This window comes from Duganella sp. Dugasp56, from assembly GCF_047304105.1.
GTDB classification, from domain to species: domain Bacteria; phylum Pseudomonadota; class Gammaproteobacteria; order Burkholderiales; family Burkholderiaceae_D; genus Rugamonas; species Rugamonas hordei.
Map to the genome: position 1 here is coordinate 129876 of NZ_JBGLYQ010000012.1, position 21472 is coordinate 151347.

The 21472-nt window shown below is 64.7% G+C and carries 19 protein-coding genes; 8 read left to right on the forward strand and 11 right to left on the reverse strand.

The genetic code is table 11. The features are described 5' to 3' along the window. The first annotated feature begins 1 nt into the window (after window position 1). From ACCD07_RS10805 to ACCD07_RS10820, 4 genes are read left to right on the forward strand one after another with little or no spacing between them, the layout of a single operon-like run. Window positions 2-2176: an NHLP family bacteriocin export ABC transporter peptidase/permease/ATPase subunit gene (locus ACCD07_RS10805; RefSeq protein WP_413447341.1), complete on the forward strand. Its 2175-nt coding sequence runs from the start codon at window positions 2-4 to the stop codon at window positions 2174-2176. After that, window positions 2173-5058: an NHLP bacteriocin export ABC transporter permease/ATPase subunit gene (locus tag ACCD07_RS10810; RefSeq protein WP_413447342.1), complete on the forward strand. Its 2886-nt coding sequence runs from the start codon at window positions 2173-2175 to the stop codon at window positions 5056-5058. Before ACCD07_RS10805 ends, ACCD07_RS10810 begins: the two co-directional genes overlap by 4 nt. Further along, entirely contained in the window at window positions 5051-5581 is a 531-nt protein-coding gene (locus tag ACCD07_RS10815) for a cyclic nucleotide-binding domain-containing protein (RefSeq protein WP_176653845.1), read from the forward strand. Before ACCD07_RS10810 ends, ACCD07_RS10815 begins: the two co-directional genes overlap by 8 nt. Window positions 5582-5584: 3 nt before the next feature. Then, entirely contained in the window at window positions 5585-7114 is a 1530-nt protein-coding gene (locus ACCD07_RS10820) for a TolC family protein (RefSeq protein WP_413447343.1), read from the forward strand. 108 nt (window positions 7115-7222) lie between these two features. On the opposite strand, the gene ACCD07_RS10825 is transcribed toward ACCD07_RS10820, so the two are convergent. From ACCD07_RS10825 to ACCD07_RS10840, 4 genes are all read right to left on the reverse strand, one after another. After that, the gene (locus ACCD07_RS10825; RefSeq protein WP_413447344.1) at window positions 7223-8587 is read right to left on the reverse strand and encodes a hypothetical protein; all 1365 of its coding nucleotides are present in this window, start codon (window positions 8585-8587) and stop codon (window positions 7223-7225) included. Window positions 8588-9024: 437 nt separating this feature from the next. Then, window positions 9025-9948, reverse strand: coding sequence for an alpha/beta hydrolase (locus ACCD07_RS10830; RefSeq protein WP_413447345.1), 924 nt, complete (start codon window positions 9946-9948; stop codon window positions 9025-9027). A 2-nt stretch (window positions 9949-9950) separates the two neighbouring features. Beyond that, window positions 9951-10472: a hypothetical protein gene (locus tag ACCD07_RS10835; RefSeq protein ID WP_413447346.1), complete on the reverse strand. Its 522-nt coding sequence runs from the start codon at window positions 10470-10472 to the stop codon at window positions 9951-9953. A gap of 104 nt (window positions 10473-10576) precedes the next feature. Next, complete coding sequence (locus ACCD07_RS10840) at window positions 10577-11857, reverse strand: NHLP bacteriocin system secretion protein (RefSeq protein WP_413447347.1); 1281 nt, start codon at window positions 11855-11857, stop codon at window positions 10577-10579. A 323-nt stretch (window positions 11858-12180) separates the two neighbouring features. Between ACCD07_RS10840 and ACCD07_RS10845 the strand changes: the two genes are divergently transcribed. Both ACCD07_RS10845 and ACCD07_RS10850 read left to right on the forward strand, forming a co-directional pair. Then, window positions 12181-13584, forward strand: a complete 1404-nt coding sequence (locus ACCD07_RS10845) for a DEAD/DEAH box helicase (protein WP_176653823.1) — start codon at window positions 12181-12183, stop codon at window positions 13582-13584. 119 nt (window positions 13585-13703) lie between these two features. Beyond that, complete coding sequence (locus ACCD07_RS10850) at window positions 13704-14537, forward strand: class I SAM-dependent methyltransferase (protein WP_413447348.1); 834 nt, start codon at window positions 13704-13706, stop codon at window positions 14535-14537. Between the two features lie 13 nt (window positions 14538-14550). Here the strand turns inward: ACCD07_RS10850 and ACCD07_RS10855 are convergent, their stop codons facing one another. From ACCD07_RS10855 to ACCD07_RS10885, 7 genes are read right to left on the reverse strand one after another with little or no spacing between them, the layout of a single operon-like run. After that, window positions 14551-15039 (reverse strand): hypothetical protein, encoded by a 489-nt coding sequence (locus tag ACCD07_RS10855; RefSeq protein ID WP_413447349.1) that lies wholly within the window; start codon window positions 15037-15039, stop codon window positions 14551-14553. Between the two features lie 9 nt (window positions 15040-15048). Further along, a complete protein-coding gene (locus tag ACCD07_RS10860) occupies window positions 15049-15792 on the reverse strand; it encodes a DUF899 domain-containing protein (RefSeq protein ID WP_413447350.1) in 744 nt (247 codons plus the stop codon). Window positions 15793-15819: 27 nt separating this feature from the next. Then, window positions 15820-16467: a PQQ-binding-like beta-propeller repeat protein gene (locus ACCD07_RS10865; RefSeq protein ID WP_413447351.1), complete on the reverse strand. Its 648-nt coding sequence runs from the start codon at window positions 16465-16467 to the stop codon at window positions 15820-15822. A 46-nt stretch (window positions 16468-16513) separates the two neighbouring features. After that, a complete protein-coding gene (locus ACCD07_RS10870) occupies window positions 16514-17734 on the reverse strand; it encodes a helix-turn-helix domain-containing protein (RefSeq protein ID WP_413447352.1) in 1221 nt (406 codons plus the stop codon). A gap of 24 nt (window positions 17735-17758) precedes the next feature. After that, window positions 17759-18340, reverse strand: coding sequence for a YdeI/OmpD-associated family protein (locus ACCD07_RS10875; protein ID WP_353402302.1), 582 nt, complete (start codon window positions 18338-18340; stop codon window positions 17759-17761). Next, window positions 18337-18810: a hypothetical protein gene (locus ACCD07_RS10880; RefSeq protein ID WP_413447353.1), complete on the reverse strand. Its 474-nt coding sequence runs from the start codon at window positions 18808-18810 to the stop codon at window positions 18337-18339. Before ACCD07_RS10880 ends, ACCD07_RS10875 begins: the two co-directional genes overlap by 4 nt. Window positions 18811-18813: 3 nt before the next feature. Further along, the gene (locus tag ACCD07_RS10885; RefSeq protein ID WP_413447354.1) at window positions 18814-19293 is read right to left on the reverse strand and encodes a GFA family protein; all 480 of its coding nucleotides are present in this window, start codon (window positions 19291-19293) and stop codon (window positions 18814-18816) included. A 16-nt stretch (window positions 19294-19309) separates the two neighbouring features. Between ACCD07_RS10885 and ACCD07_RS10890 the strand changes: the two genes are divergently transcribed. Further along, entirely contained in the window at window positions 19310-20872 is a 1563-nt protein-coding gene (locus ACCD07_RS10890) for a retroviral-like aspartic protease family protein (protein WP_413447355.1), read from the forward strand. Window positions 20873-20920: 48 nt separating this feature from the next. Further along, a complete protein-coding gene (locus ACCD07_RS10895) occupies window positions 20921-21463 on the forward strand; it encodes an RNA polymerase sigma factor (RefSeq protein ID WP_176653815.1) in 543 nt (180 codons plus the stop codon). Window positions 21464-21472 lie beyond the last annotated feature (9 nt).

Sequence of the window (21472 nt, forward strand, 5' to 3'; positions counted from 1 at the left end):
CATGGGCCTATTGAACAAAGCCATACAGCGCAACGTCGTGCGCACGCCGACGGTGCTGCAGATGGAATCGCTGGAATGCGGCGCCGCCGCGCTGGCGATCATCCTCGGCTACCACGGCCGCCACGAGCCGCTGGAGCAGCTGCGCGTGCGCTGCGGCGTCGGCCGCGACGGCGCCAAGGTCAGCAACCTGCTGCGCGCCGCCCGCAGCTTCGGCATGCAGGCCACCGCCTGGAGCACCGAAGCGGCCGAGCTGCCGAAGCTGAAGATGCCGTTCATGGTGTTCTGGAACTTCAACCACTTCGTCGTGGTCGAAGGCTTCGCCGACGGCATGGCGTACCTGAACGACCCGGCCAGCGGCCGCCGCCAGGTGCGCGCCGAGGATTTCGCCGCCGCCTTCACCGGCGTCGTGCTGACCTTCGAGCCGGACGCCGACTTCAAGACCGGCGGCGCCACCGGCGGCCTGCTGCAAGCCATGCTGGCGCGCATGGCCAGCGACCGCCCGGCGCTGATCTTCGCCGCCCTGGCCGGCCTGTTCATGGTGGTGCCGGGCATGGTGATCCCGGTCTTCACGCGCCTGTTCGTCGACCGCATCCTGATCGACAGCCAGATGGGCTGGTTCCTGCCCATCCTGCTCGGCCTGTTCCTCAGCACGATGCTGGAGGCGGGCCTGGCCTGGCTGCAGGGCTACCATCTGCTGCGGCTGCAGTACAAGCTGGCGCTGGCCGCGACGGGCCGCTATTTCTGGCACATCCTGCATCTGCCGGTGCTGTATTTTTCGCAGCGTGCGCCGGGCGAGGTGGCCTCGCGCCTGGCCCTCAACGAATCGGTGGCCAAGGTGGTGTCGGGCGACCTGGCGCGGGCGCTGATCAACGGCGGCCTGGCCTTCTTCTTCGTCGCCGTGATGCTGACCTACGACGTGCTGCTGACCTGCATCAGCGTGACCATGGTCTGCGCCAGCATGGCGGCCTTCCGCTACGCCGCCAAGCGCACGCAGGAACTGTCGATCAGCTACGCCATCGCCGACGGCCGCCTGCGCGGCAACGCCTCCAACGGCATCGCCATGCTGGAGACGCTGCAGGCCGGCGCCGACGACAGCCATTTCTACACCAGGCACATGGCGCAGCAGGCGCTGGTGGTCAACGCCAACCAGCGCATGGAAACCAGCAGCGCCATGTACAGCCAGGTGCCGGCCTTCCTGATGATGTTCAACGCCACGCTGATCCTGGTCATCGGCGGCTTCCGCGTGATGGACGGCTACCTGACCATCGGTATGCTGATCGCCTACCAGGGCCTGGTCTACAACTTCTCGCGGCCGATGTCGGACCTGTTCAACGTGCTGGAAAAGGTCCAGCGCCTGCGCGGCGACCTGCAGCGGCTGGACGACGTCCTCAATTGCAGCGTCGACCCACTGACCACCGCGCCCGCGCCGCAGGATCCGGACCTGTCGCAAAAACTGTCCGGCGCCTTTGAACTCAGCGGCCTGCGCTTCGCCTACAGCCCGCAGGACAAGCCGTTGTTCGACAACCTCGACTTCAGCGCGGTGGCCGGCGAGCGCATCGGCATCATCGGCGCATCCGGCAGCGGCAAGTCGACGCTGGCGCGGCTGGTGGCCGGCATGTACAGCCCCGACGCCGGCGAGATCCGCTTCGACGGCAAGCCGCGCCTCCACTATCCGCGCGCGATGCTGGCCAGTTCCGTCGCCCACGTCGACCAGGACATCCAGTTCGTCGAAGGCACGGTGCGCGAGAACCTGACGCTGTGGGACAGCAGCCTGACCGAAGCGCAGATCGTCAGCGCCGCCAAGGATGCGCTGATCCACGACTTCATCATGGCCATGCCGAAGGGCTACGACACGCCGATGCAGGAAAACGGCCGCAACCTGTCCGGCGGCCAGCGCCAACGGCTCGACATCGCCCGCGCGCTGGCCGGCAATCCGCGCATCCTGCTGCTCGACGAATCGACCAGCTCCATCGACGCCGCCTCCGAAGCACGCATCATGGACAACTGCCGCCGGCGTGGCTGCACCACCATCATCATCACGCACCGCCGCTTCTCGCTGCAGGCCTGCGATCGCGTGATGGTGCTGGAACGCGGCGCCATCACCGAAGAAGGCCTGTTCGACACGCTGTACGCGCGGCGCGACAGCACCTGCCGCCGCGTGCTGGAGGAAGCATGAGAGACCGGGCCGACAAGCAGGACGGCCTGCCGCGCCAGGCACGCCCGCTGGCTGCGCCTATGCTGTTGACCGAAGGCGCCATCAGCCTGGTGCTGCACCGCACGCCGTCGCAAAGCCCCGGGCGCGGCCTGCTGCCGCTGGGCGAAGTGAACGCACCGGCGGTGATTCCGGCCATCGCCGACGTGCTGGCCGGCTCACTGACGTACCAGCCGCTGGCCTTCCACACGCGAACCGCGCGCAGCGTGCCGCTGGCCGGCGAAGACTCAATGGAAAGCGCGCCGCTGGACGCATGGCTGAACGGCGCCGCCGCCGTCGCCGGCTGCTGGCCAATGCCGTCGGCCGCCAATCCCGTCAACGACACCATCACGCGCGGCCGCTACCAGGCCGCCGCCGGTCAGCGCATCGCCAGCCCCGCGCTGGTGCTGGTGCGCGTGCTGGAAGGCAGCCTGCAGGTCGAGGGGCTGGAGCACGAAACGCTGCAGCCAGGCGACCTGCTGGCGGTGCCGCGCGAACTGTCGTTCACAGTGCTGGAAGACGTGGCGCTGGACGTGTTCCGCTTCGGCGAGGCCGACTTCCCCACCCGCATGGCCTGCCTGGAAAAACTGTGGCGGCTGTCGTTCGTCATGGCGTGGGAGCTGCGCTGCACCGAGGAAGCCAACGAAGAGCAGCGCCTGGCAGACACCCGCGCGCGCGACGACGGCGACATGGAAACCGGCATCGGCGCCCTCGCCGGCCTGGTCGAAGGTGACGCCGACTGGATCGCCCCCAAGGACGGCGAAGCCGGTCCGCTGCTGCAAGTGGCGCGCCACATCGGCGCCCTGATCGGCGTCGAGTTCAAGAAGGAAGTCCGGCGCGGTCGCGGCAACAACGACACGGCGGCCGACCTGGCCGAAGCCAACGGCCTGCGCAGCCGCCAGGTTCTGCTGGGCGCGCGCTGGTGGCAGATGGACAGCGGCGCGCTGCTGGCCTTCGACGCCGCCACCGAGGAGCCGCTGGCATTGCTGCCGCAACGTTGGAAGCGCGGCTACGTCGCCGTCAACGCCGCCGGTGAACGCACCGTGCTCGATGCCGCCAGCGCGGCCCGCATCAAGCCTTACGGCTACGTCTTCTACCGCCCGCTGCCGGCCAAGGCGCTGACGGAAATCGACCTGCTGCGCTTCGGCCTGCGCGGCTACGGCAGCGAGATGGCGGCCGTGGTCGCGCTGGCCGGCGTGATCGGCGCGCTGGGCCTGGTGGTACCGCTGGCCAGCGCCAGGGTGATGGACTCCATCATCCCCTCGGCCAAGGGCAACCTGCTGATCCAGATGGGCCTGGGCCTGTTCTTCGTCACCATGACGGTGGCGCTGTTCTCGCTGGTGCGCTCGCTGATGGTGCTGCGCATCCAGGACAAGATGGACATGGCGATCCAGGCCGCCGTGTGGGACCGCCTGCTGCGCATGCCGGCCAGCTTCCATCGCAAATACTCGGTCGGCAATCTCGAGACGCGCGTGCGCGCCTGCCAGAAGGTGATACGCATCCTGTCGGCGCGCACGGTGGCCAACATCTTCGCCGGCGCCTTCTCCGCGCTGAACTTCCTGGTGCTGTTCTGGTTCAGCGCCAGCTTGTCGCTGCTGGCGCTGGCGCTGGTGCTGGTGGCGGCCGTCGCCGTCACCTGGTTCCGACGCAAGTCGGTCAGGATCGCTATCGCCGCGCCGGACTCGCCGCGCAACCTGGCCACGCTGGTGCTGCAGATGATACAAGGCGTGGGCAAGCTCCGCGTGGCGGGCGCCGAGGGCCGCGCCTTCGCGCTGTGGACCCGCGAGCACGCGCTGGGCGAGGTGCCCAACGTCGGCCAGGCCAAGCTGGTCGTCATCGAATCCGTGTTTTTCCGTTCGCTCGACCACCTCGCCGTGCTGTTCCTGTTTGCCGCCGCCGGCTACATGATGAACGGCGGCGGCGCGCAAAAACTCTCCGCCGGCGAATTCGTCGGCTTCTTCGCCGCGTTCGGCGGCGTGTTCCACGGCGTGGTCAGCCTGTGCGAAACGCTGATCAGCGTGGTGGCCGTCAACGGAGCCTACTTCAAGGCCAAGCCCATTCTCGACACCGTGCCGGAAGTCGAAAAAGGCAAGGCCAATCCGGGCCAGCTGACCGGCATGGTGGAGGTGAACAAGGTCAGTTTCTGCTACGCCGGCGGGCCGCCGGTGCTGCACGAAGTGTCGCTGAGCGCGCGGCCGGGAGACTTCATCGCCATCGTCGGCGCCTCCGGTTCCGGCAAGTCGACCCTGATGCGGCTGTTGCTGGGCTTCGAGAAGCCCAGCGCAGGCTCCATCCTGTTCGACGACAAGGACCTGGCCGACCTGCACCTGCGCAAGCTGCGGCGCCAGTTCGGCGTGGTGCTGCAGGACACGCGGCTGCTGGCCGGCGACATCCTCGGCAACATCGTCGGCGACTCAGGCGCATCGCTCGAAGACGCCTGGGCGGCGGCCGAGGCGGCGGCGGTCGACGACGACATCCGCGCCCTGCCGATGGGCATGTACACGGTGATCGGCGTCGGCGTCAACACGCTGTCGGCCGGCCAACGCCAACGCATCCTGATCGCTCGCGCCCTGGTGCGCAAGCCTCCGGTGCTGTTCCTCGACGAGGCCACCAGCCTGCTGGACGGTCCGGCGCAAGCCCGCGTGATGAACAACCTGGCGCGCATGCGCGTCACGCGCATCGTCATCGCCCACCGCCTGACGGCGCTGACCGAGGCCGACCAGATCGTCGTGATCGACCAAGGCCGCATCGTCGAACGCGGCAACTACCGCGAACTGACGGCGCAGGATGGCCTGTTCAAGGCCATGGTGCGCGACCAGTTCATGGACACACAAGATATCGAAAAGGTTGATACCCACAATGCGTAAGGTCCTGTTCATCCTCAGCGAACTGCTGGACGAAGACGTCGACTGGCTGGCCAATTACGGCGAACGTGTCAGCTATCCCGCCGGCACGGAGCTGATCGCCTTCGACAGCCGCGTAGACAGCGTCTACTTCGTCCTCGACGGCAGCTTCTCCGTGCTGACCGGCGGCGGCGACTTGATCGTGGAGCTGGGCAGCGGCGAGATCATAGGCGAGATGTCGCTGGTCGATCCGGCACGCACCACGGCGGCGGTGCGCGCCGGTGAAGGCGCGGTGGCTCTGCGCCTGCCCAACACGCTGCTGCGCGAGAAGCTGGAAGCCGACGCGCCCTTCGCCGCGCGCTTCTATCGTGCTCTGTCGGTGTTCATGTCCGACCGCATCCGCCACACCACGCGCCGCTTCGGCTACGGCAGCGCCGCGCCGGATCCGTCCAAGCCGCAGCTGGAAGAAATCAACGAAGAGCTGGTCGACAAGCTGTACCTGGCCGGCGCGCGCTTCGATCGCATGCTGAAACGTCTGGCGAGCTAGCACGTGAAGCGCTTGATCCATATCGCCATTGCCACGCTGCTCGCCTGCGCCGCGCCGACGGCTGTCGCGCAATCCGTTGCGCCAGCGGTGCTGGACCTGCGCGCGGCGATCAACCTCGCGCTCGAACGCAGTCCGGACATCGAACTGCAACGCTACAACGAAAGCGCCGCCGCAGGCATCGCACAGGGCAGCCGCGCGCCGTTCGACCTGGTCACCAGCGGCGCGATAGGCGCCAGCCGCGACGAGCGCCCGCTGCGCGCCGACGAACGCGCCAAGGCGCTGGCCGCCGGCACCGACCAACTGATCAACGCCAACACGCTGAGCTTCGGAGCCTCGCGCCAGCTCGACTCCGGCATCCAGCTGAGCGGCATCTACGCCCTCACCCGCTCCGCCGACAACGTTCAGGAAGCGCAAAACATCCCGCGCCAGAGCAGCGACAAGCTGACCTTCACGGTGCGCCTGCCGCTGCAAAAAAATCCCGGCCGCGACCAACTGGCCACCCGCAAAGCCACCGAACTGGAAGCCGCCGCAGCAAAGCGCGACACCGAACAAGTGGTGGCGCGCTCGGTGCTCAGTGTAGTGCAGGCCTATTGGGACTGGGCCTCGCGCGTGGCCGCCGCCGACGTCGCGCTGAGCGCCGAGACCCGCATGCGGCAGCTGCGCCGCGAAACCGAGAAGATGGTGGCCGAGGACGAACTGCCGCCGTCGGAACTGAACCTGCTGACCGCCGCCATGACCGAGCGCGAAACAGCCCGCATCGGCGCTCAGCAGCGCGCCCGCGACGGCCGCTATGCGCTGGGACGCCTGTACGGCATGGGCGCGCTGGAAACCGAGACGCTGCCGCAACCGTCCGAGCTGCTGCCGGAACGCGCCGCCGGCGCCGGCCTCGAAGCATTGGGACCGCATGCACTGGAACGGCGCGCCGACATCGCCGCGCTGCGCCTGCGTGAGCAGGCCATGGCGGAACGGCTGGAAGCGGCCCGCAGCAACAACAAGCCGGTGGCCGACCTCGATCTGTCGGCCTACTACGCCGGCCTGCGCGAAGGCACGCGTCCCTTGTCGGCCGCCTTCGATCCGACCGTGCACCGCAGCGGTCCCGGCGTCGCCGCCAAGTTATCGGTGCAATGGCCTGTCGAGAATTCCGCCAACAATGGCGCGCTGCGGCTGGCCGCCGCCAACGCCGACAGCGCCCGCCTGCGCCGCAGCGTGCTGGAACAAACGGTGTTGGGCAATGTGGAAGCGGCCTACCTGGGCTACAACAGCTACGTCGCCCAGCTGCGCGCATCGGAGCAGACGATAGAGCGCTACCGCAGCGCGCTGAAGGACACGATCACCAAGCGCCAGTTGGGCAGCGCCACGCTGATCGACGTGCTGAATGTGGAGGACCGCCTGAACAACGCCATCCTGGCGCGGCTGCAGTACCAGCAAGCCTACGCTCTGGCCCGCGCACAGATCCTGTACGAGAGCGGCGCCCTGCTGCGGACCGCATCGGACGGTACGATGACCGTGGAGCTGGAAGCAATCCGTCCCTAACGATCTGGCAGGCTAAACACACTGCCTCAAAACGACAGGCGGCTTCCGCCCCTTAGCAGACCTCGTTTGAATGTGACCTGATACTAGCTGCCGTCCATCACGCTCTGCTCACCGCGACAGGGCTTGCACGACCGGAGCTAAGACAAGCTCGCCGACCACCGCCGCTCCCGGCCCCTCACCCAACAATTCTTCGATCCTGCGTTCATCAAGAAAGCCAGCCTTGATGTCTGCCCGCATCTGGGCAATCAGGGCGCTCTTGGCAAGTTCAAGTGTCGCACTTGCTGTGTCCGACAGTCCATTCGGGGAGCTAGGGTCGCGCGCAATCAACATATCAAGCATTGGCCCAATAACAGCCCCAGTCTCTTTCGCAAGATGTAGCTTGAAGTTCGAAATGACCCAATTCGCGAGATTCCATACACGCTGCGCTTGCTTATCCACAACACGGCAAAGCAACTCGTCGCCCTCGACAGAAGACAGGCTCGAAAACACTGCCAACTCGGCATGCATTTTCCTCGCCGCCTTGCGGAGCGAATGTTCTTCCATGCGTCGAATTAAGTTCGCAAAAATGGCCTCCTGAGTCTTTCCGCTAATCGCGGCGGCCAAGCCTGCGGTAGGTTCCGTCGGCCACGCGACGCGCGCGGACGCGAGAGAGCTTTCAGTCCTCCTGATGTCATTGGGCGGATGCTCAGCCAACGGGTCAATGTCAATCGTCACGGTCCTGCTCACGATCGGCGTGCTTGCTATCCCAAAGCACATCCCAAAATTAATCGAAGAAAATAACGTGAATCGGCCAAAAATCTGACCGTCCGACGCGTCCACCCCAACTGTTACGCGGTGGCCAAATTCAAAGGCATTTGGCGTCGAATCAGGCTGCGGGTCGAAGTCCCACCAAACAGGTTCCTTTCCACCCCAGGCCGCCAGCGCGATCCTTAGATCGTGTTGAGCCTGCGCCAGCTTTGGATCAGGTTGAGCTGGCACGACGCCTCCACAGCCGCCCTTGATTTGGGCGACATTCGCGATGGCTTGCGTGTAGTCGAGGAAGGCCTTCACGGCGCTCGACCGAGCGAGATCTGGAAACGCCTGCGCCATGAAGGTCTGCGTGATATACGCAACCGCACCGAGTCCGCATGGGCCTCCGAACTTTCGCTGATGATGCACTTCGCCGAGGAAGTACTGCCGCTCCTCAGCCTTTTGCAAAGGAGTCACGTCATTTCCTTGCGCCTTCTGCTCAGCAATCCAGTCGTTCATCGATTTGCGATCGGGAAAAGCCATGTGCTGGAGCACACCTTTTTCCAACGGCAGCTGCGAAATGACGCGCGGCGCCGTGAACCTATTTTCCTCAGCGGAGAGTCTTAACTCTTGGCCAGTTTCCTTGTCCTTCGCGACGACACTCTTACTCGCTTTGGAGTGATCCATGACCACGCCCAAATGAGCGTTGAAAATATCAACCTGACTCCCCAGCTCTGCGACCAAGCTGGAATATCCATTGTCATGCGGCGTGCAATAAATGCCCTTATTTGTCCGCCGCCCCCCTAGCGATGCTGGGAAGACATGCTCACCAGAGCCGGCGGCGTTGCCGCATACGATACACGTTCTTGCCATTTGCTTCCCTTCAGTGTCTAGTGGTCAAGCTTTAACGGTCCGCAAGTCGAGCCGGGACCGAGGTGCTTGATTAATTAATTAATTTATTGAAATGTGCAAGAATGTCCGCTTTTGGCCGGAGACGGTCGGACGGAACAGGATAGCATCTTGCTCAAGTGAAAAGATCACATATTGTCACGTCCAGTCGACCCCGTTTGTCTACAAACGCTGGCAACACAAAGGAGTTAATCTGACGACTCGGAACACAAACAAGCTGCACTTGGCGGCAGACACGTTCATCCCTGCGGCCAACTCCCACGGTGACTCGCCTATAGCATCCCGATTTCCTTGAGCCAGTTTTCAACCAGCGATGGCCAGGACGAAACGGGATGTTCTTTATCCCTGAGGCCGAAGGCGTGTCCGCCCTTGGCAAAGAGATGCACCTCCGCCGGCACGCCCGCACGATCAAGCGCCCGCGCATAAAGCGTACTGTTGCAGATGGGGTCGACGGGGTCATCCCAAGCTTGCAGCAAAAATGTCGGCGGCGTTTTCTCTGTGACGCGAATGCTCGGATCGAGTGTGCCACCGGAACGACACAGGTGGCCCGGATAAAGCGCCACCGCAAAGTCAGGGCGGCTGCTCAACTTGTCCACTGCATCGACTGGCTTGTAGGTCAGCGCGAAAACGTTGCTGGTCTGCGCAACCAGATAACCGCCTGCCGAAAAACCGATCACGCCAATTTTGCCGGGATTGATGTCCAGTTCCTTGGCCCTGGATCGGACAAGCCTGATGGTCCTTTGCGCGTCCTGCAGCGCGCGCGGGACCTTGGGCGTAATAGAGCACTGGCATTTTTCATCCCAATGGTGATTGCCATTGGGAACGCGGTACTTGAGCAGCACGCAGGTAATGCCGCGCGACGTCAGCCAATCGCAGATTTCAGTACCCTCCAAATCCATGGCCAGGATCCTGAAACCTCCGCCAGGGAATACCACTACCGCCGCCCCGGTGTTCTGGCCCTTGGCCGCATACACCGTCATGGTCGGCAGGCTAACATCGGTAGCCTGGGTCCACCCGCCGTGTCCAATCATAGGGCCGACAGACTCGGCCTTCGGGGAGGATATCGCATCAGGTACGGCGCCAGGCCAGATCGGAACCTGCACCTGCCCAGATGATGGTTGCCAGGTCTCAGCTTGCGCCGGAACGTTGCCGATCAATAGAACAAACAAAAACGAGAAGATGGTGAGTTTGCGCATGCCTAACCAACTTTCCGAAGATGACGTATCCAAGTAATTTTGTGCGCTTGTATGTCAGACAGATACAAGATCAAGTCCCCTACCTGAAACTCTGCGCCGCCATTGACGAAGGGCTTGACGACTATCTGCGGCTCCCATAATTCTCCATAGCCCTTAACGTCACTGCGGGTGATGACCAGAATGTATTTTTGGTAGGGAACGCTGAAACTGTAGCGCCAGGAAATTACCGCCGGCGTGGCGCGGAAGGCTTCCTCCAACTGCGCTTTGGAACTGAGCTCGCAAGGGCCGCGCAGCTTGTCGAGGCTTTTCATCTGGCCGTCGCTGGCGTAGGAGAACCACTGGCATTGGGCAGGCCAGGGATTGGTCGGCAGCAGTTTGGGTTGCAGCTGGTCGGGCAATGGCACAAGCTGCCAGTAGCCCTCTATTTCAGATGCGGTAGCGTTGCGCGCCGCGTCGGCCTGCGAGAACGCCGGTGTGGCCAGGAACAATAAACCAAGAGCGAACAGCACACCTCGCACATTCATAAGCAACCTTGTCTTTAACGCCAGAGAATCCGGCCGGATGCGCGGAGGATAGCATCTCGCCGGAGCGTCAAAGTACGCAGATTGTCACGTACAGACTGTTTGCCTCAACCGCCATGTCCGCTGACGGTGCTGCGGAAGATCGGCAGCACCAGACTGATGGGCCGCTCGTGGTGCACCAGTATCTCGCCCTGGCACAGCGAACCGCTGGACACCGGCAACGAGCTGCCCGCCGCCGCCGACCACAGATAGGGATTGCGCGCCTCGACGCCTGGCGCTGGATTCTGCGCCAGCGCGATGCGCACCGCATACGTGGCCGTGCCATGCGCCAGTTCGCGCATCAGCTCCGGATTGGTAATCGTGTTCATCAAGCCCTGCGGCGTGGCCGGATAGGCCGACGTCGATTTGACGCTGGCGCGCAGCACGCCATGCTCCTCCTTGCGCGCGTGACCGGGCACCAGTTCGACCTGGTCGTTGGCCGCGATCTTCTTGCCATCCGACGCCGACACATACATCACCGCTTCCAGCCCGCCGCCATTGCCGCCGCCGTCCACCCGCTCGATGCTGACCACCGGCGTATCGCGCCGCACCGCGCTGTTGACGGACGCCTTGATCTCCACCACCCGGCCCGCCACCTGGCTGCGCAGGCGCGTCACCGACTGGCTCTGCGCTTCCAACCCGGCCAGCTCGCGCCGCGCCTCGTTGAGCTGCAAATCCAGCTTGGACCTGCTGCCGCCGGCCACCCGCTCGTAGTCGGTGGTGCGCTTGTCCAATTCCGCCAGCTTGCGCTGCGTGTCCTCCAGGCCGGCGCGCGCATCGGCCAGGTCCAGCGGCGTTTGCGCCGCCGCCCGCGCCGTGATCAGGCCGTCGGCGCGCAGGCGCTGGTCCAGTTCCATCTGCTGTTCGAGGATGCGGATGCGCTTGCGGTCCGATTCCAGCCGCAGCGCCAGCGCGCCGCGCTGCTCGGCCATGCTGTCGCCGTTCAGGCGCTGGCTGCGCTGCGCCTCGGTGTGCGCCACCTTGGCCACGGCCTCCAGGTCGGCCAGCTTGACGCGCGCGTTGGCGATCTTCTCGGACAGCTCTGGAGTTGCTACCACAGCAACCTCCTGCCCCGCCTCGACCATGGCACCCGGCTGCACCAGCAGCTCGGTGATCTGGCCCGCCATGTCCGCCGTGACGTCGCTGACGCCCTGCGGATGCATGATGATGCAGCTGCCGGCCACCCGCGTGGGGATGTCGCCGAACACGCTCCACAGGATCACCACGCCTATGACCAGACCCAGTCCGGCCAAGTTGGCCCAGGCCGTCCAGCTGACGCGCGCCACGTGGTGGTCGAAGCCGCGCAGCGAATCGGGCAATTTGGCGGGGAAATCTTGGTGTTCTTTCATGAACGTAATTATAATTCGGAACTGGCCTATACAAGATGAACAAACTACGGTATAGTACCGCCTGTCGCTGCAATGAGCGTACCGCCAACCTGGTGGTGCCGATTGATCAGCCAGGTAGTACTAGCAGCTTCGCAAGCCTTAGCGCATCACACTGATGTCGCTTATAAAGCCCTCCCGCCTTTGGTGTCGCACCTGACACCGTCCCGGCGCAAAGCTTTTGTGCCGAAATTTCTTTCGATTTTGATTGAGTCATTTCGTTTTGGTAGGCGTTGCTATTTCGCGTTCGGCTTTTGCACGAGCGCTGATTTTTACGAAAGAACAGCATGACATTTGAAGCACTTGGTCTCAACACGTCCCTGATTAAAGCCCTGACCGACGCCGGCTACACCGCGCCGACTCCCGTTCAGCAGCAGGCTATCCCTGCAGCGATCGCAGGCAAGGACTTGTTGGTTTCCTCGCAAACCGGTTCCGGCAAGACTGCAGCGTTCATGCTGCCGTCGCTGCACCGTTTGTCCGAGATCGACCCGGCAACCGCCGGCAAGACTCCGAATCAAGAAATGCAAGCCGCCCGCGCCCGTGGCGAGCGTCCACGTTTCAAAGCCGCACAGCCAAAAATGCTGGTGTTGACCCCAACCCGCGAACTGGCCCTGCAAGTAACCTCCAATACCGACAAGTACAGCGTCAACCTGCGTCGTCTGAAAGCAGTGTCGATCCTGGGCGGTATGCCTTACCCTAAACAGATGCAACTGCTGGCCAAGAATCCTGAGATTCTGGTGGCAACCCCTGGCCGTCTGATCGACCACATGGAATCGGGCAAGATCGATTTCTCGCAACTGGAAATCCTGGTGCTGGACGAAGCCGACCGCATGCTGGACATGGGTTTCATCGACGACATCGAAAAAATCGTCGAAGCGACCCCGTCGACCCGCCAGACCATGCTGTTCTCGGCCACGCTGGACGGCGTCGTCGGCAACATGGCGCGCCGCATCACCAAGGATCCGCAAGTGATCCAGATCCTGAGCGCCGCCAACAAGCATGAAAACATCACCCAGCGCGTGCACTTCGTCGACGACCTGTCGCACAAGAACCGCCTGCTGGACCACCTGCTGCGCGACGACTCGCTGGACCAGGCCGTTGTGTTCACCGCCACCAAGCGTGACGCCGACACCATCGCCGACCGCCTGAACATCGCCGGTTTCTCGGCCGCCGCACTGCATGGCGACATGCATCAGGGCGCCCGTAACCGCACGCTGGACAGCCTGCGCCGCGGCCAGGTCAAGATCCTGATCGCCACCGACGTTGCCGCCCGCGGTATCGACGTGCCGACCATCACCCACGTGTTCAACTACGATCTGCCGAAGTTCCCGGAAGACTACGTCCACCGCATCGGCCGCACCGGCCGTGCAGGCCGCAACGGCCTGGCGATCTCGCTGGTGAACCACGCTGAAGGCATGAACGTCAAGCGCATCGAACGCTTCACCAAGCAGCTGATTCCGGTCAACGTCATCGAAGGCTACGAGCCGAAGAAGACTGCGTCGGCAGCACGTTCGACCTCGCGTCCAGGCGGCTGGAAACCGGGCGACAACCGTACCGGCGCCAAGCCATCGGGCCAGCGCACGTTCAGCAAGCCAGGCGCGCCGCGTAAAGAAGGCAGCACCGGCGGCGGCTACAAGGGCAGCAACCCACGCAGCACCGACGGCGCACGCCGCAGCTACGGCGACCGTTAATCGTCGCCAGGCTTCAAATGAAAACGCCCCTTGTGGGCGTTTTTTTTCGCCGCCACCTGCGGAATGCGGCGGAAAGTCGGATACTTCATGACACAGCAGCACTTTCGAAAGGAGCGGTCATGGAGCAGCAGCAAAGCGCAGGATGGCAAGGCACGGGCGGCAATATGTGGGTCGAAGCGCAGGAACTGCTCGACCAGATGTTCCAGCCGATCGAGGACCTGCTGATGCAAGCGCTGCCGGCGGACACGCGACGGCTTCTGGACGTGGGCTGCGGCACCGGTGCCACCACGCTGGCAGCCGCGCGCCGGCTTGGCCCGGACAGCCACTGCACCGGCATCGACATTTCCGGCGCGGTGATCGAAGCCGCCCGCGAGCGCACCGCGCAGGCCCGTTCCAACGCCTGCTTCATCCAGGACGACGTGCAATCGCACGCATTCGAACCGGCCAGCTACGACACCATCATCTCCCGCTTCGGCGTGATGTTCTTCGACGATCCCGTCGCAGCGTTCCGCAATCTGAGACTGGCTGCGCGCGGCAACGCGACGCTGCGGCTGATCGCCTGGCGTAGCGCTGAAGACAATCCCTTCATGACCACCGCCGAACGGAGCGCGGCCGCCCTGCTGCCCCAGTTGCCCGTCCGCGTGCCGGACGAACCGGGCCAGTTCGGCTTTGCCGACCGCGACCGGGTGCGAACTATACTTGAGCATAGCGGCTGGGAGCGGATCGTCATCGAGCCGCTCGACGTCGTGTGCAGCTTCCCCGAAAAAGAACTGCTGCGCTACATCACCAGGATGGGCCCGGTCGGCAGGCTGCTGCAGACTGTGGACGACCACACCCGCCAGCAAGTGGCCAGCACCGCGCGCGCCGCCTTCGAACCCTTTGTCCACGGCGATGAAGTCCGTTACACCGCCGCCTGCTGGGACATCCGCGCAGGCGCGAGCGACCAGCATTAGCAGGGCATCGGGCTCAGTGTCCCCGGAGTTTGCACAATAAGCAGGAGATCGCGCCGGTTACGGCCAGCATTGCCGCCATGTGTACGCCGACGGCCGCGAGCGCCAGCAGCAGCGAGCCGGATGCGGTGATCTCGCGCGCCGGCGACCCGGCCAGGCACAGCGGAATCAATGCCGGCACCAGCATCAAGCCGGCGCCGTGCAGCGTGCACATCATGAAGGACCATAAGGCCAAGCCTGCCCGCCGACGGCGGCACAACAGCAGCGCCGCCAGCAGAACGCCGGCCAGCGCCAGCAGCACATCCCGATCCATCGCCATGCCCAGCGCGACGGCGCCGGCCACCAACGCCACCGATGCCGCGTGTCCGGCCGCGATCGGCACCAGCGCCAGCAGCGCCCGTGTCCGGTCGCGCGCCGCGGCGGCGAACAGCCAGCCGGTGGCGGGATTCAGGCCGTGCAAGGCCCCCGCCCCGGCCACCGCCAGCCATGGCCATAAGCTCGACATGGCATGCGCTCACGAATGCGAGCAGCACGAGCCGGCCGCCGGCGCCGTTTCATAGCGGTCGTGGTAACGCACCCACGCCATCGTATAAGGCAGCCCCTCCTCGTTGCGGCCCAGCGGCGTCAGGTCGAGGAAGTTATAGGTGTGCATCATCACTTCAACGCCACGGCCGTAGGTCGAGTAGGTGTGGAACACCTCGCCCGCGTCGTTTTTGTAGAACACGCTGACGCCGGGCGCGTCCGGGTGCGGGAACGGCTGCTTCTGGTAGTTGTAGTAGACCTCGCCCTTGGCCAGGTCTTCCGGCTTGAAGCTGACGTCGAAGTCGTAATTGAAATCGCCGTCGTCCGACGACACCCACTTGAAATGCCAGCCCATGCGCCGGCGGAAGCGTTCGATGTCGGCCAGCGGCGCGCGCGAGACGGCCACCAGCGTCGTGTCGCGCTGCGCCAGGTGCGCCAGGGCGCCATCGGTGTGGTCGGCCATGTAGGAGCAGTGCGAACAGCCCTGTTCCGCTCCCGGCGTGAACATGAAGTGCTGCACCACCAGTTGGCGGCGGCCTTCAAACAGGTCGGCGAGCGAGCGCCGGCCCTGCGGTGTATCGAACACATAGTTCTTGTCGATGCGCACCCACGGCAGCGCGCGGCGCTCGCGGGCGATCTGGTCGTGCAGGCGCATCAGTTCCTTCTCGCGCACCAGCAGGGCCTTGCGCTCTTGTACCCATTGCTCATTGGAGACAACGGTGTGTGCTTCAGTCATTACGGTATCCATGATGTTCTCCTTTGCTTAATTGGCGGGACGACGTACGGCGCGGACTTTGCCGCTCTCGCCGCCGCCGCAATAAAACAGGCTGGCGCCGTCCGATTCGAGGCCGCTGACGGCGGTGCCGGCCGGCATTTCCAGCCGTTCCAGCACGGCGCCGGTCTTGGGATCGATGTGGCGGATATCGCTGTCGTCGCCCTCCCACGTCGCGTGCCACAGCTCGCCGTCGACCCAGGTCACGCCGGTGACGAAACGGTTGGAATCGATGCTACGGATCAGCGTGCCGGTAGCAGGATCGATCTGGTGGATCTTGCGCGCCCGATACTCGCCCACCCACAGGCTGCCCTCGGCCCAGGCCATGCCCGAGTCTGCGCCATGGCCGGGCGCCGGTATCGACGCCACCACCTTGCCGTCGGCCGGGTCGATCTTGTCGATGCGCTGCTCGGCGATCTGGTACAGGTACTTGCCGTCGAAGGCCGTGCCGGCGTCGCAGGCACAGTCCAGCGAGCGGGCAAGCTTGCCGCTGGCGGGATCGAAGGCGATCAGTTTGTCGCCGGTGGCGGCCCAGACGCGCTGGCCATCGTGGGTAACGCCGGCTATTTTGCTGGCGCCGTCGAACGGGCCGTACTCGCGCACAATTTCTGCCGTGCGTACTTTTTCCTTGCTGGTCATTGCTGCCTCCTTGAGTAGCGCCTCGGATCGGCGCCGCACAACAACTTTATGCGATTGGCAGTGCGGCGGGGAGTAACAAGATTGTCGTGTATCCGGCCAGCGGCGGCGACAGCCAGCGCCGGGTGCGCGTCTGGCCGATCGAACGCACCCGACCCGCCGTCTCCAGTTCGGCCAGCGCGCGCTGGATGGTGCGCTGGCTGTCGCCCAGCGCCATCGCCAGGGCCGAGGTGGACCAGGCGGCGCCGTCGGACAGCAGCGCCAGCAGCGAGGCCTGGTCGCCGGCGATGGGCGGAGCCAGCACGGCCACTTCTCGCCCGGCCAGCGGCCTCAGGGCGAAGCCGCGCGCGGTGGCCTCGATCTGCGCCATGCCGGCCACCAGCGCGCGCAGGCGGCTGATTTCGACACGCAGGCGGGCGCGGTGCGTCTCGTCCGGCTGATGGGTGCGGAATGCGCTGGCGATCAAGGCTTCCCGGCCGATATCGCCGGGCCATGCCTCGGCCAGCGCAAGTGCCAGCGCAAACAGTATCGGACGGCGCGCCAGCGACTGCCATGCGTCCCCCGCACTCAGTCCGCGACGGCAGGCGTCGAGCACCAGCACGTCCGAGTCCAGCAGCGCCGCCACTTCGTCGAGACGCAGCGCCTGTTCGCCGCCGGCCAGCAGGCGCCGCGCGGCGGGACGATCGAGCGCGGCCTGCGCTTCCTTCACTTCGGCCAGCAAGGCCGGCACGCGGGCGCGTTCGGCCGCATCGTGCGCGCGGCCCAGTGCCGCTCGCGCCTGGGCGACGCGCAGCGACCGCAGCGCCAGCTCCGCCGCCGCCAGTTCGGCCACCGCCGCCCGCGCTGGCGGCAGGCTGTGGCCATTGAGTCCGGTCAGTGTCGCCTCGGCTTCGTCAAGGCGGCCAAGCAGCAACTGCCTGCGCGCCGCGATGAGCCGGGCCTGCAGCGCATTGGCATGATCGGCGTGCGCTTCAAGAACGGCAAGCGCCGACGCCAGCGCGCGCGGCGAACCGCCAAAGTCGCGCACGGCCAGCGCCACTTCGGCCTCGGCGACCACGCAGCGGGCGCGCGCAAGTTCCTCGTGGGCGCCGAATTCGCGTGCGGCGCGGCGCAGCAGTTCGCGGGCACGCGGGTGCTCACCCAGTTGCGCCATCGCGATGCCCCGCAGCGCCAATGCCGGAGGATCATCCCGCAACGCGACCCGCTTCAGCGCGCCCAGCGCGTCGCCGGCGGCGAGCGCGCGCGCGGAAGCGGCGATCAGCGAATCCATCGCTTTGCTGCCTTATTTGCGGCCTTATTTATCGTTCCACCCTATGCCGTCGAAAATCTTGTCCCGGCATTTTTCTATCCTGGACTCGCGGGTACTGGATTGCTTGGCACCCGCGAAATACAGCAGATAGCCGCGTTGCCGGCCGGGCGTCAACGCCTGAAAAGCATCCCGGTAAGCAGGATCGTCATCCAGCACGCGCCGGAACTCCTCGGGCACAGGGAATTCCTCGGTCTTTTTCATCTCGATCTTCAAGCCAGCCTTTTCCACCTCGATGGCTTCCTTGATATAGGCTTTCAAGGTCGGCGCCAGCTTGGTGATTTCCTTGAGGCTGGTGAAGCGTATCTGCCGCCCCGACTGCACGTTCTCCGTCTGCGTGATGAGGATGCCCTTGGGATCCTTGAGCAAGACACCCTTCATGAACAGCAGCGCGCAGTACTCCTTGAAGCCGTGGATTAAAACGATGTTCTTGTCGTCGAAGGTGTAGCAGGGAACGCCCCACTTCAGTTCTTCGGTCAGGTCGCAGGCAAGCACGATCTCGCGCAATTTCTCGCATTCTTCCCGCCACTGCTTGATCCTGCCCATGTACGCATCAACCTTGGGGTTCACTTTTTTCCTCCAATATAGATAGCCTTGCGGGTCGCCCAGACGATCGGCAGCCCGAACAAAAAGATGTGGGATGCCAGGTCCATGACGGTGGCCAGCGGTTTGAACGTGACCGGGCGCGGGAAGGCCGACAGCGGCAGCACCACCAGCCGCATGGCGAGGAAAACGACGATGCCGTACCCGATGGCGGAGACCAGCGGACGCGCCGCCAGTCCCGGCGACTGCCTGGCCGCCAGCAGGAACAGCGTCATCCACACCAGGCTCAAGGCGAAATGGCATAGCAGCCCCACGGCGGCCGTCGCCGTGCCGCCGGTGAACGCCTCCTTGCCCAGCAAGCCGCTGGCGACGATCTGCAGCAAACGCTCCGGCGTCAGGCCGTTGTAGATGCCAAAGGAAATCGCGAATGTGATGTCCAGGATGCCGGCGATCAGGCCGCCGACCAGGATGGCGCGTGGAATGGACCAGGTCCGCATGGATTACCTCTCCCTTACCGGCAGCCAGCCGGGCTTGTTTTCGACATACAGCTCGCGCTGCACCGGTCCGTCGTATTCCCGCTCCAGCGTGCCCAGGGTGATGGCGATGCGGTCCGGCGACTGGGTGCTGCGCCAGAACAGCGTCGAGCCGCAAACGCGGCAGAAGCCGCGCCGGCCATGGTCGGACGACGCGTACTCCGTCACCAGATCCGCGCCGCGCTCGACGACGTAGCCGGCACGGTCCACATTGGCGTAGGAACCGGCGGCGGCGCCATGCTGCTTCTGGCACATGGTGCAATAACAATGGCTGGCGTGCCTGACGGGCCCCTCGGCCCGGTATGCCACGCCGCCGCATAAACAACTTCCGTTGAATTGACTTGTCTCACTCATCGCCGATATCCCCGCCTTGAAGTGAAAATCAGTATAACAAAAGCTTGCCAAAACAAGCACACTTCCATTTTTGAGATAACATGTCAAGTTCATCCCGAGAAAGCGCCCCTTGTCCGCCCATATATTCCTGCGCACCGCCGCCGGCCTGGCCCTGGCTGTCGCGGCACTCCACTGCAACGCCGACGACAGCGCTGCGGCGCTGCTCGACCGCGCCCGCAGCGCCGTGGGAGGCGACGCCTGGGACCAGGTCAGCACGCAGCACACCGATTTCGTCCGCACCTACCTGGGCCACGACGAAGCCGGCAGCAGCGATATCGACTATGCCACCGGCCGCTACGCGCAGCGCATTCCGTCGTCGGCGGTGGCGCGGCTGATCTCGAATTCGGACGGCCGCGATTTCTGGCGGCAGAAAATGGGCCAGCTGGAAAAGCTCGAAGGCGCGGCCGGCAGCCCGGCCCAGCACCTGGGCCGCCAGTCCTACGCCTACTGGTTCGCCCGCGGCAAGGCCCGCACGCTGCAGCTGCTGCCGCCGCGCCGGCACGACGGCATCGATTACGCCATCGTCCGCGTCACGCTGGACGCCGGCAACTCCTTCGATTACTGGATCAATACCGCCAGCCAGCGCATCGAGCGCCGCCAGGAAACGGTGGACGGCGTCGCCATGATCATCGACTACCGCGATTTCCGCCCCGTCGGCGCCGTGACGCTGCCGTTTGAAGAGCACTACCGCAACGCCAACGACAACAAGGACGAGGAAGTGCTGCGCATCTCCGGCATCGTCCTCAACCGCCCGGCCGCGCAGATGGATTTCTCTCTGCCGCGACCGGCCGCCATCCAGGGCTTTTCCGCCGCGCGACAGGCCGTGACCGTGCCGTTCGAGCCCTGCCTCGGCCACATCTGCATCAAGCTGACGCTCAACGGCCAGGGCCCGTTCCGCTTCATCCTCGACACCGGCGCCCCCAACGTCATCAGCGACCGGCTGTACAAGAAGCTGCAACTGCCGGCGCAAGGCGTGGCGCTGCTGCACGGCCTGGGCGAACACACCGAGCGCGGCGCGCTGACCACGATAGACCGGATCGCGCTGGCCGGGCTGACGCTGGACCGCCAGGCCTTCTTCACCAGCCCGACGCTGGACGAACTGCCGGTCGACGGCACCATAGGCTACGAATGGCTGTGGAATACGCCCACGCTGATCGACTACGCCGCGCGCCAGCTGACCTTCTACGATCCGGCCAGCTTCGTCTACCACGGTTCGGCCGCAGCCATGCCGCTGACCTTCCACAACAAGATCCCGCAGATCGAAGCGGTGCTCGACGGCCTGCCGGGCAAGTTCAACATCGACACCGGCAGCGACTATTCGCTGACGATGAGCAAGGCCTTCGTCGACCGCCACGCGCTGGTCGACAAATACCGGGCCGGCGACGCGGTCCAGGTCAGCCGCGCCGTCGGCGGCATGACCCGGGTGCTGGCCACGCGCGGCAAGCTGTTTGAAATGGGCGGCGTGCGCATCGCCAACCCGGTGCTGGAACTGTCGCAGCAACCGGCCGGCTCGCAGAACGGCACCGATATCGCCGGCAACATCAGCAACGGCATCCTGCGCCAGACCAGCATCCTGTTCGACTACCAGGGCGGCAAGGTGTACATCGCGCTCAATCAGTCCGCCGACGAATAGTTTTGCATCCCGACACAATATCCGCAGCCCAGGCCCGTCTTCAAACGCATGACACCGCCGAATTCAAGCATCGACCAGGACATCACTGCCACCGTGTTGCGGGAACGCTCGCGCCTGGGCAATTTTATCCGGCGCCGGGTCAGCGATCCGACCGATGCGGACGACATCCTGCAGGATGTGTTCTACGAGTTCACCGAGGCCTACCGCCTGCCCGAACCGATCGAACAGGTCAGCGCCTGGCTGTTCCGCGTGGCGCGCAACCGCATCATCGACCGCTTCCGCAAGAAAAAGGAAGTGGCGCTGGACGACATGACCGACGAGGACGGCGAAGAATACCGCCTCGACCTGCTGCTGCCCTCGGCCGAGGGCAGCCCGGAAGACGCCTACACCCGCACCCTGCTGCTGCAGGCGCTGCAGGTGGCGCTGGAAGAATTGCCCGCCAACCAGCGCGAAGTGTTCATCGCGCACGAACTGGACGGCACCAGCTTTAAAGAAATGTCCGCGCAATGCGGCACCCCCGTGAACACCTTGCTGGCGCGCAAGCGCTATGCGGTCCTGCATTTGCGCTCGCGCCTGCAGGACTTTGTCTGACAAAGAATT

What these genes read in the sequence shown, in the direction of transcription:
- ACCD07_RS10805 (WP_413447341.1), top strand. Translation starts at nt 2, where the DNA reads ATGGGCCTATTGAACAAAGCCATACAGCGCAACGTCGTGCGCACGCCG.
- ACCD07_RS10810 (WP_413447342.1), top strand. Translation starts at nt 2,173, where the DNA reads ATGAGAGACCGGGCCGACAAGCAGGACGGCCTGCCGCGCCAGGCACGC.
- ACCD07_RS10815 (WP_176653845.1), top strand. Translation starts at nt 5,051, where the DNA reads ATGCGTAAGGTCCTGTTCATCCTCAGCGAACTGCTGGACGAAGACGTC.
- ACCD07_RS10830 (WP_413447345.1), bottom strand. Translation starts at nt 9,948, where the DNA reads ATGCGCAAACTCACCATCTTCTCGTTTTTGTTTGTTCTATTGATCGGC.
- ACCD07_RS10835 (WP_413447346.1), bottom strand. Translation starts at nt 10,472, where the DNA reads ATGAATGTGCGAGGTGTGCTGTTCGCTCTTGGTTTATTGTTCCTGGCC.
- ACCD07_RS10840 (WP_413447347.1), bottom strand. Translation starts at nt 11,857, where the DNA reads ATGAAAGAACACCAAGATTTCCCCGCCAAATTGCCCGATTCGCTGCGC.
- ACCD07_RS10845 (WP_176653823.1), top strand. Translation starts at nt 12,181, where the DNA reads ATGACATTTGAAGCACTTGGTCTCAACACGTCCCTGATTAAAGCCCTG.
- ACCD07_RS10850 (WP_413447348.1), top strand. Translation starts at nt 13,704, where the DNA reads ATGGAGCAGCAGCAAAGCGCAGGATGGCAAGGCACGGGCGGCAATATG.
- ACCD07_RS10855 (WP_413447349.1), bottom strand. Translation starts at nt 15,039, where the DNA reads ATGTCGAGCTTATGGCCATGGCTGGCGGTGGCCGGGGCGGGGGCCTTG.
- ACCD07_RS10860 (WP_413447350.1), bottom strand. Translation starts at nt 15,792, where the DNA reads ATGACTGAAGCACACACCGTTGTCTCCAATGAGCAATGGGTACAAGAG.
- ACCD07_RS10865 (WP_413447351.1), bottom strand. Translation starts at nt 16,467, where the DNA reads ATGACCAGCAAGGAAAAAGTACGCACGGCAGAAATTGTGCGCGAGTAC.
- ACCD07_RS10870 (WP_413447352.1), bottom strand. Translation starts at nt 17,734, where the DNA reads ATGGATTCGCTGATCGCCGCTTCCGCGCGCGCGCTCGCCGCCGGCGAC.
- ACCD07_RS10880 (WP_413447353.1), bottom strand. Translation starts at nt 18,810, where the DNA reads ATGCGGACCTGGTCCATTCCACGCGCCATCCTGGTCGGCGGCCTGATC.
- ACCD07_RS10885 (WP_413447354.1), bottom strand. Translation starts at nt 19,293, where the DNA reads ATGAACTTGACATGTTATCTCAAAAATGGAAGTGTGCTTGTTTTGGCA.
- ACCD07_RS10895 (WP_176653815.1), top strand. Translation starts at nt 20,921, where the DNA reads ATGACACCGCCGAATTCAAGCATCGACCAGGACATCACTGCCACCGTG.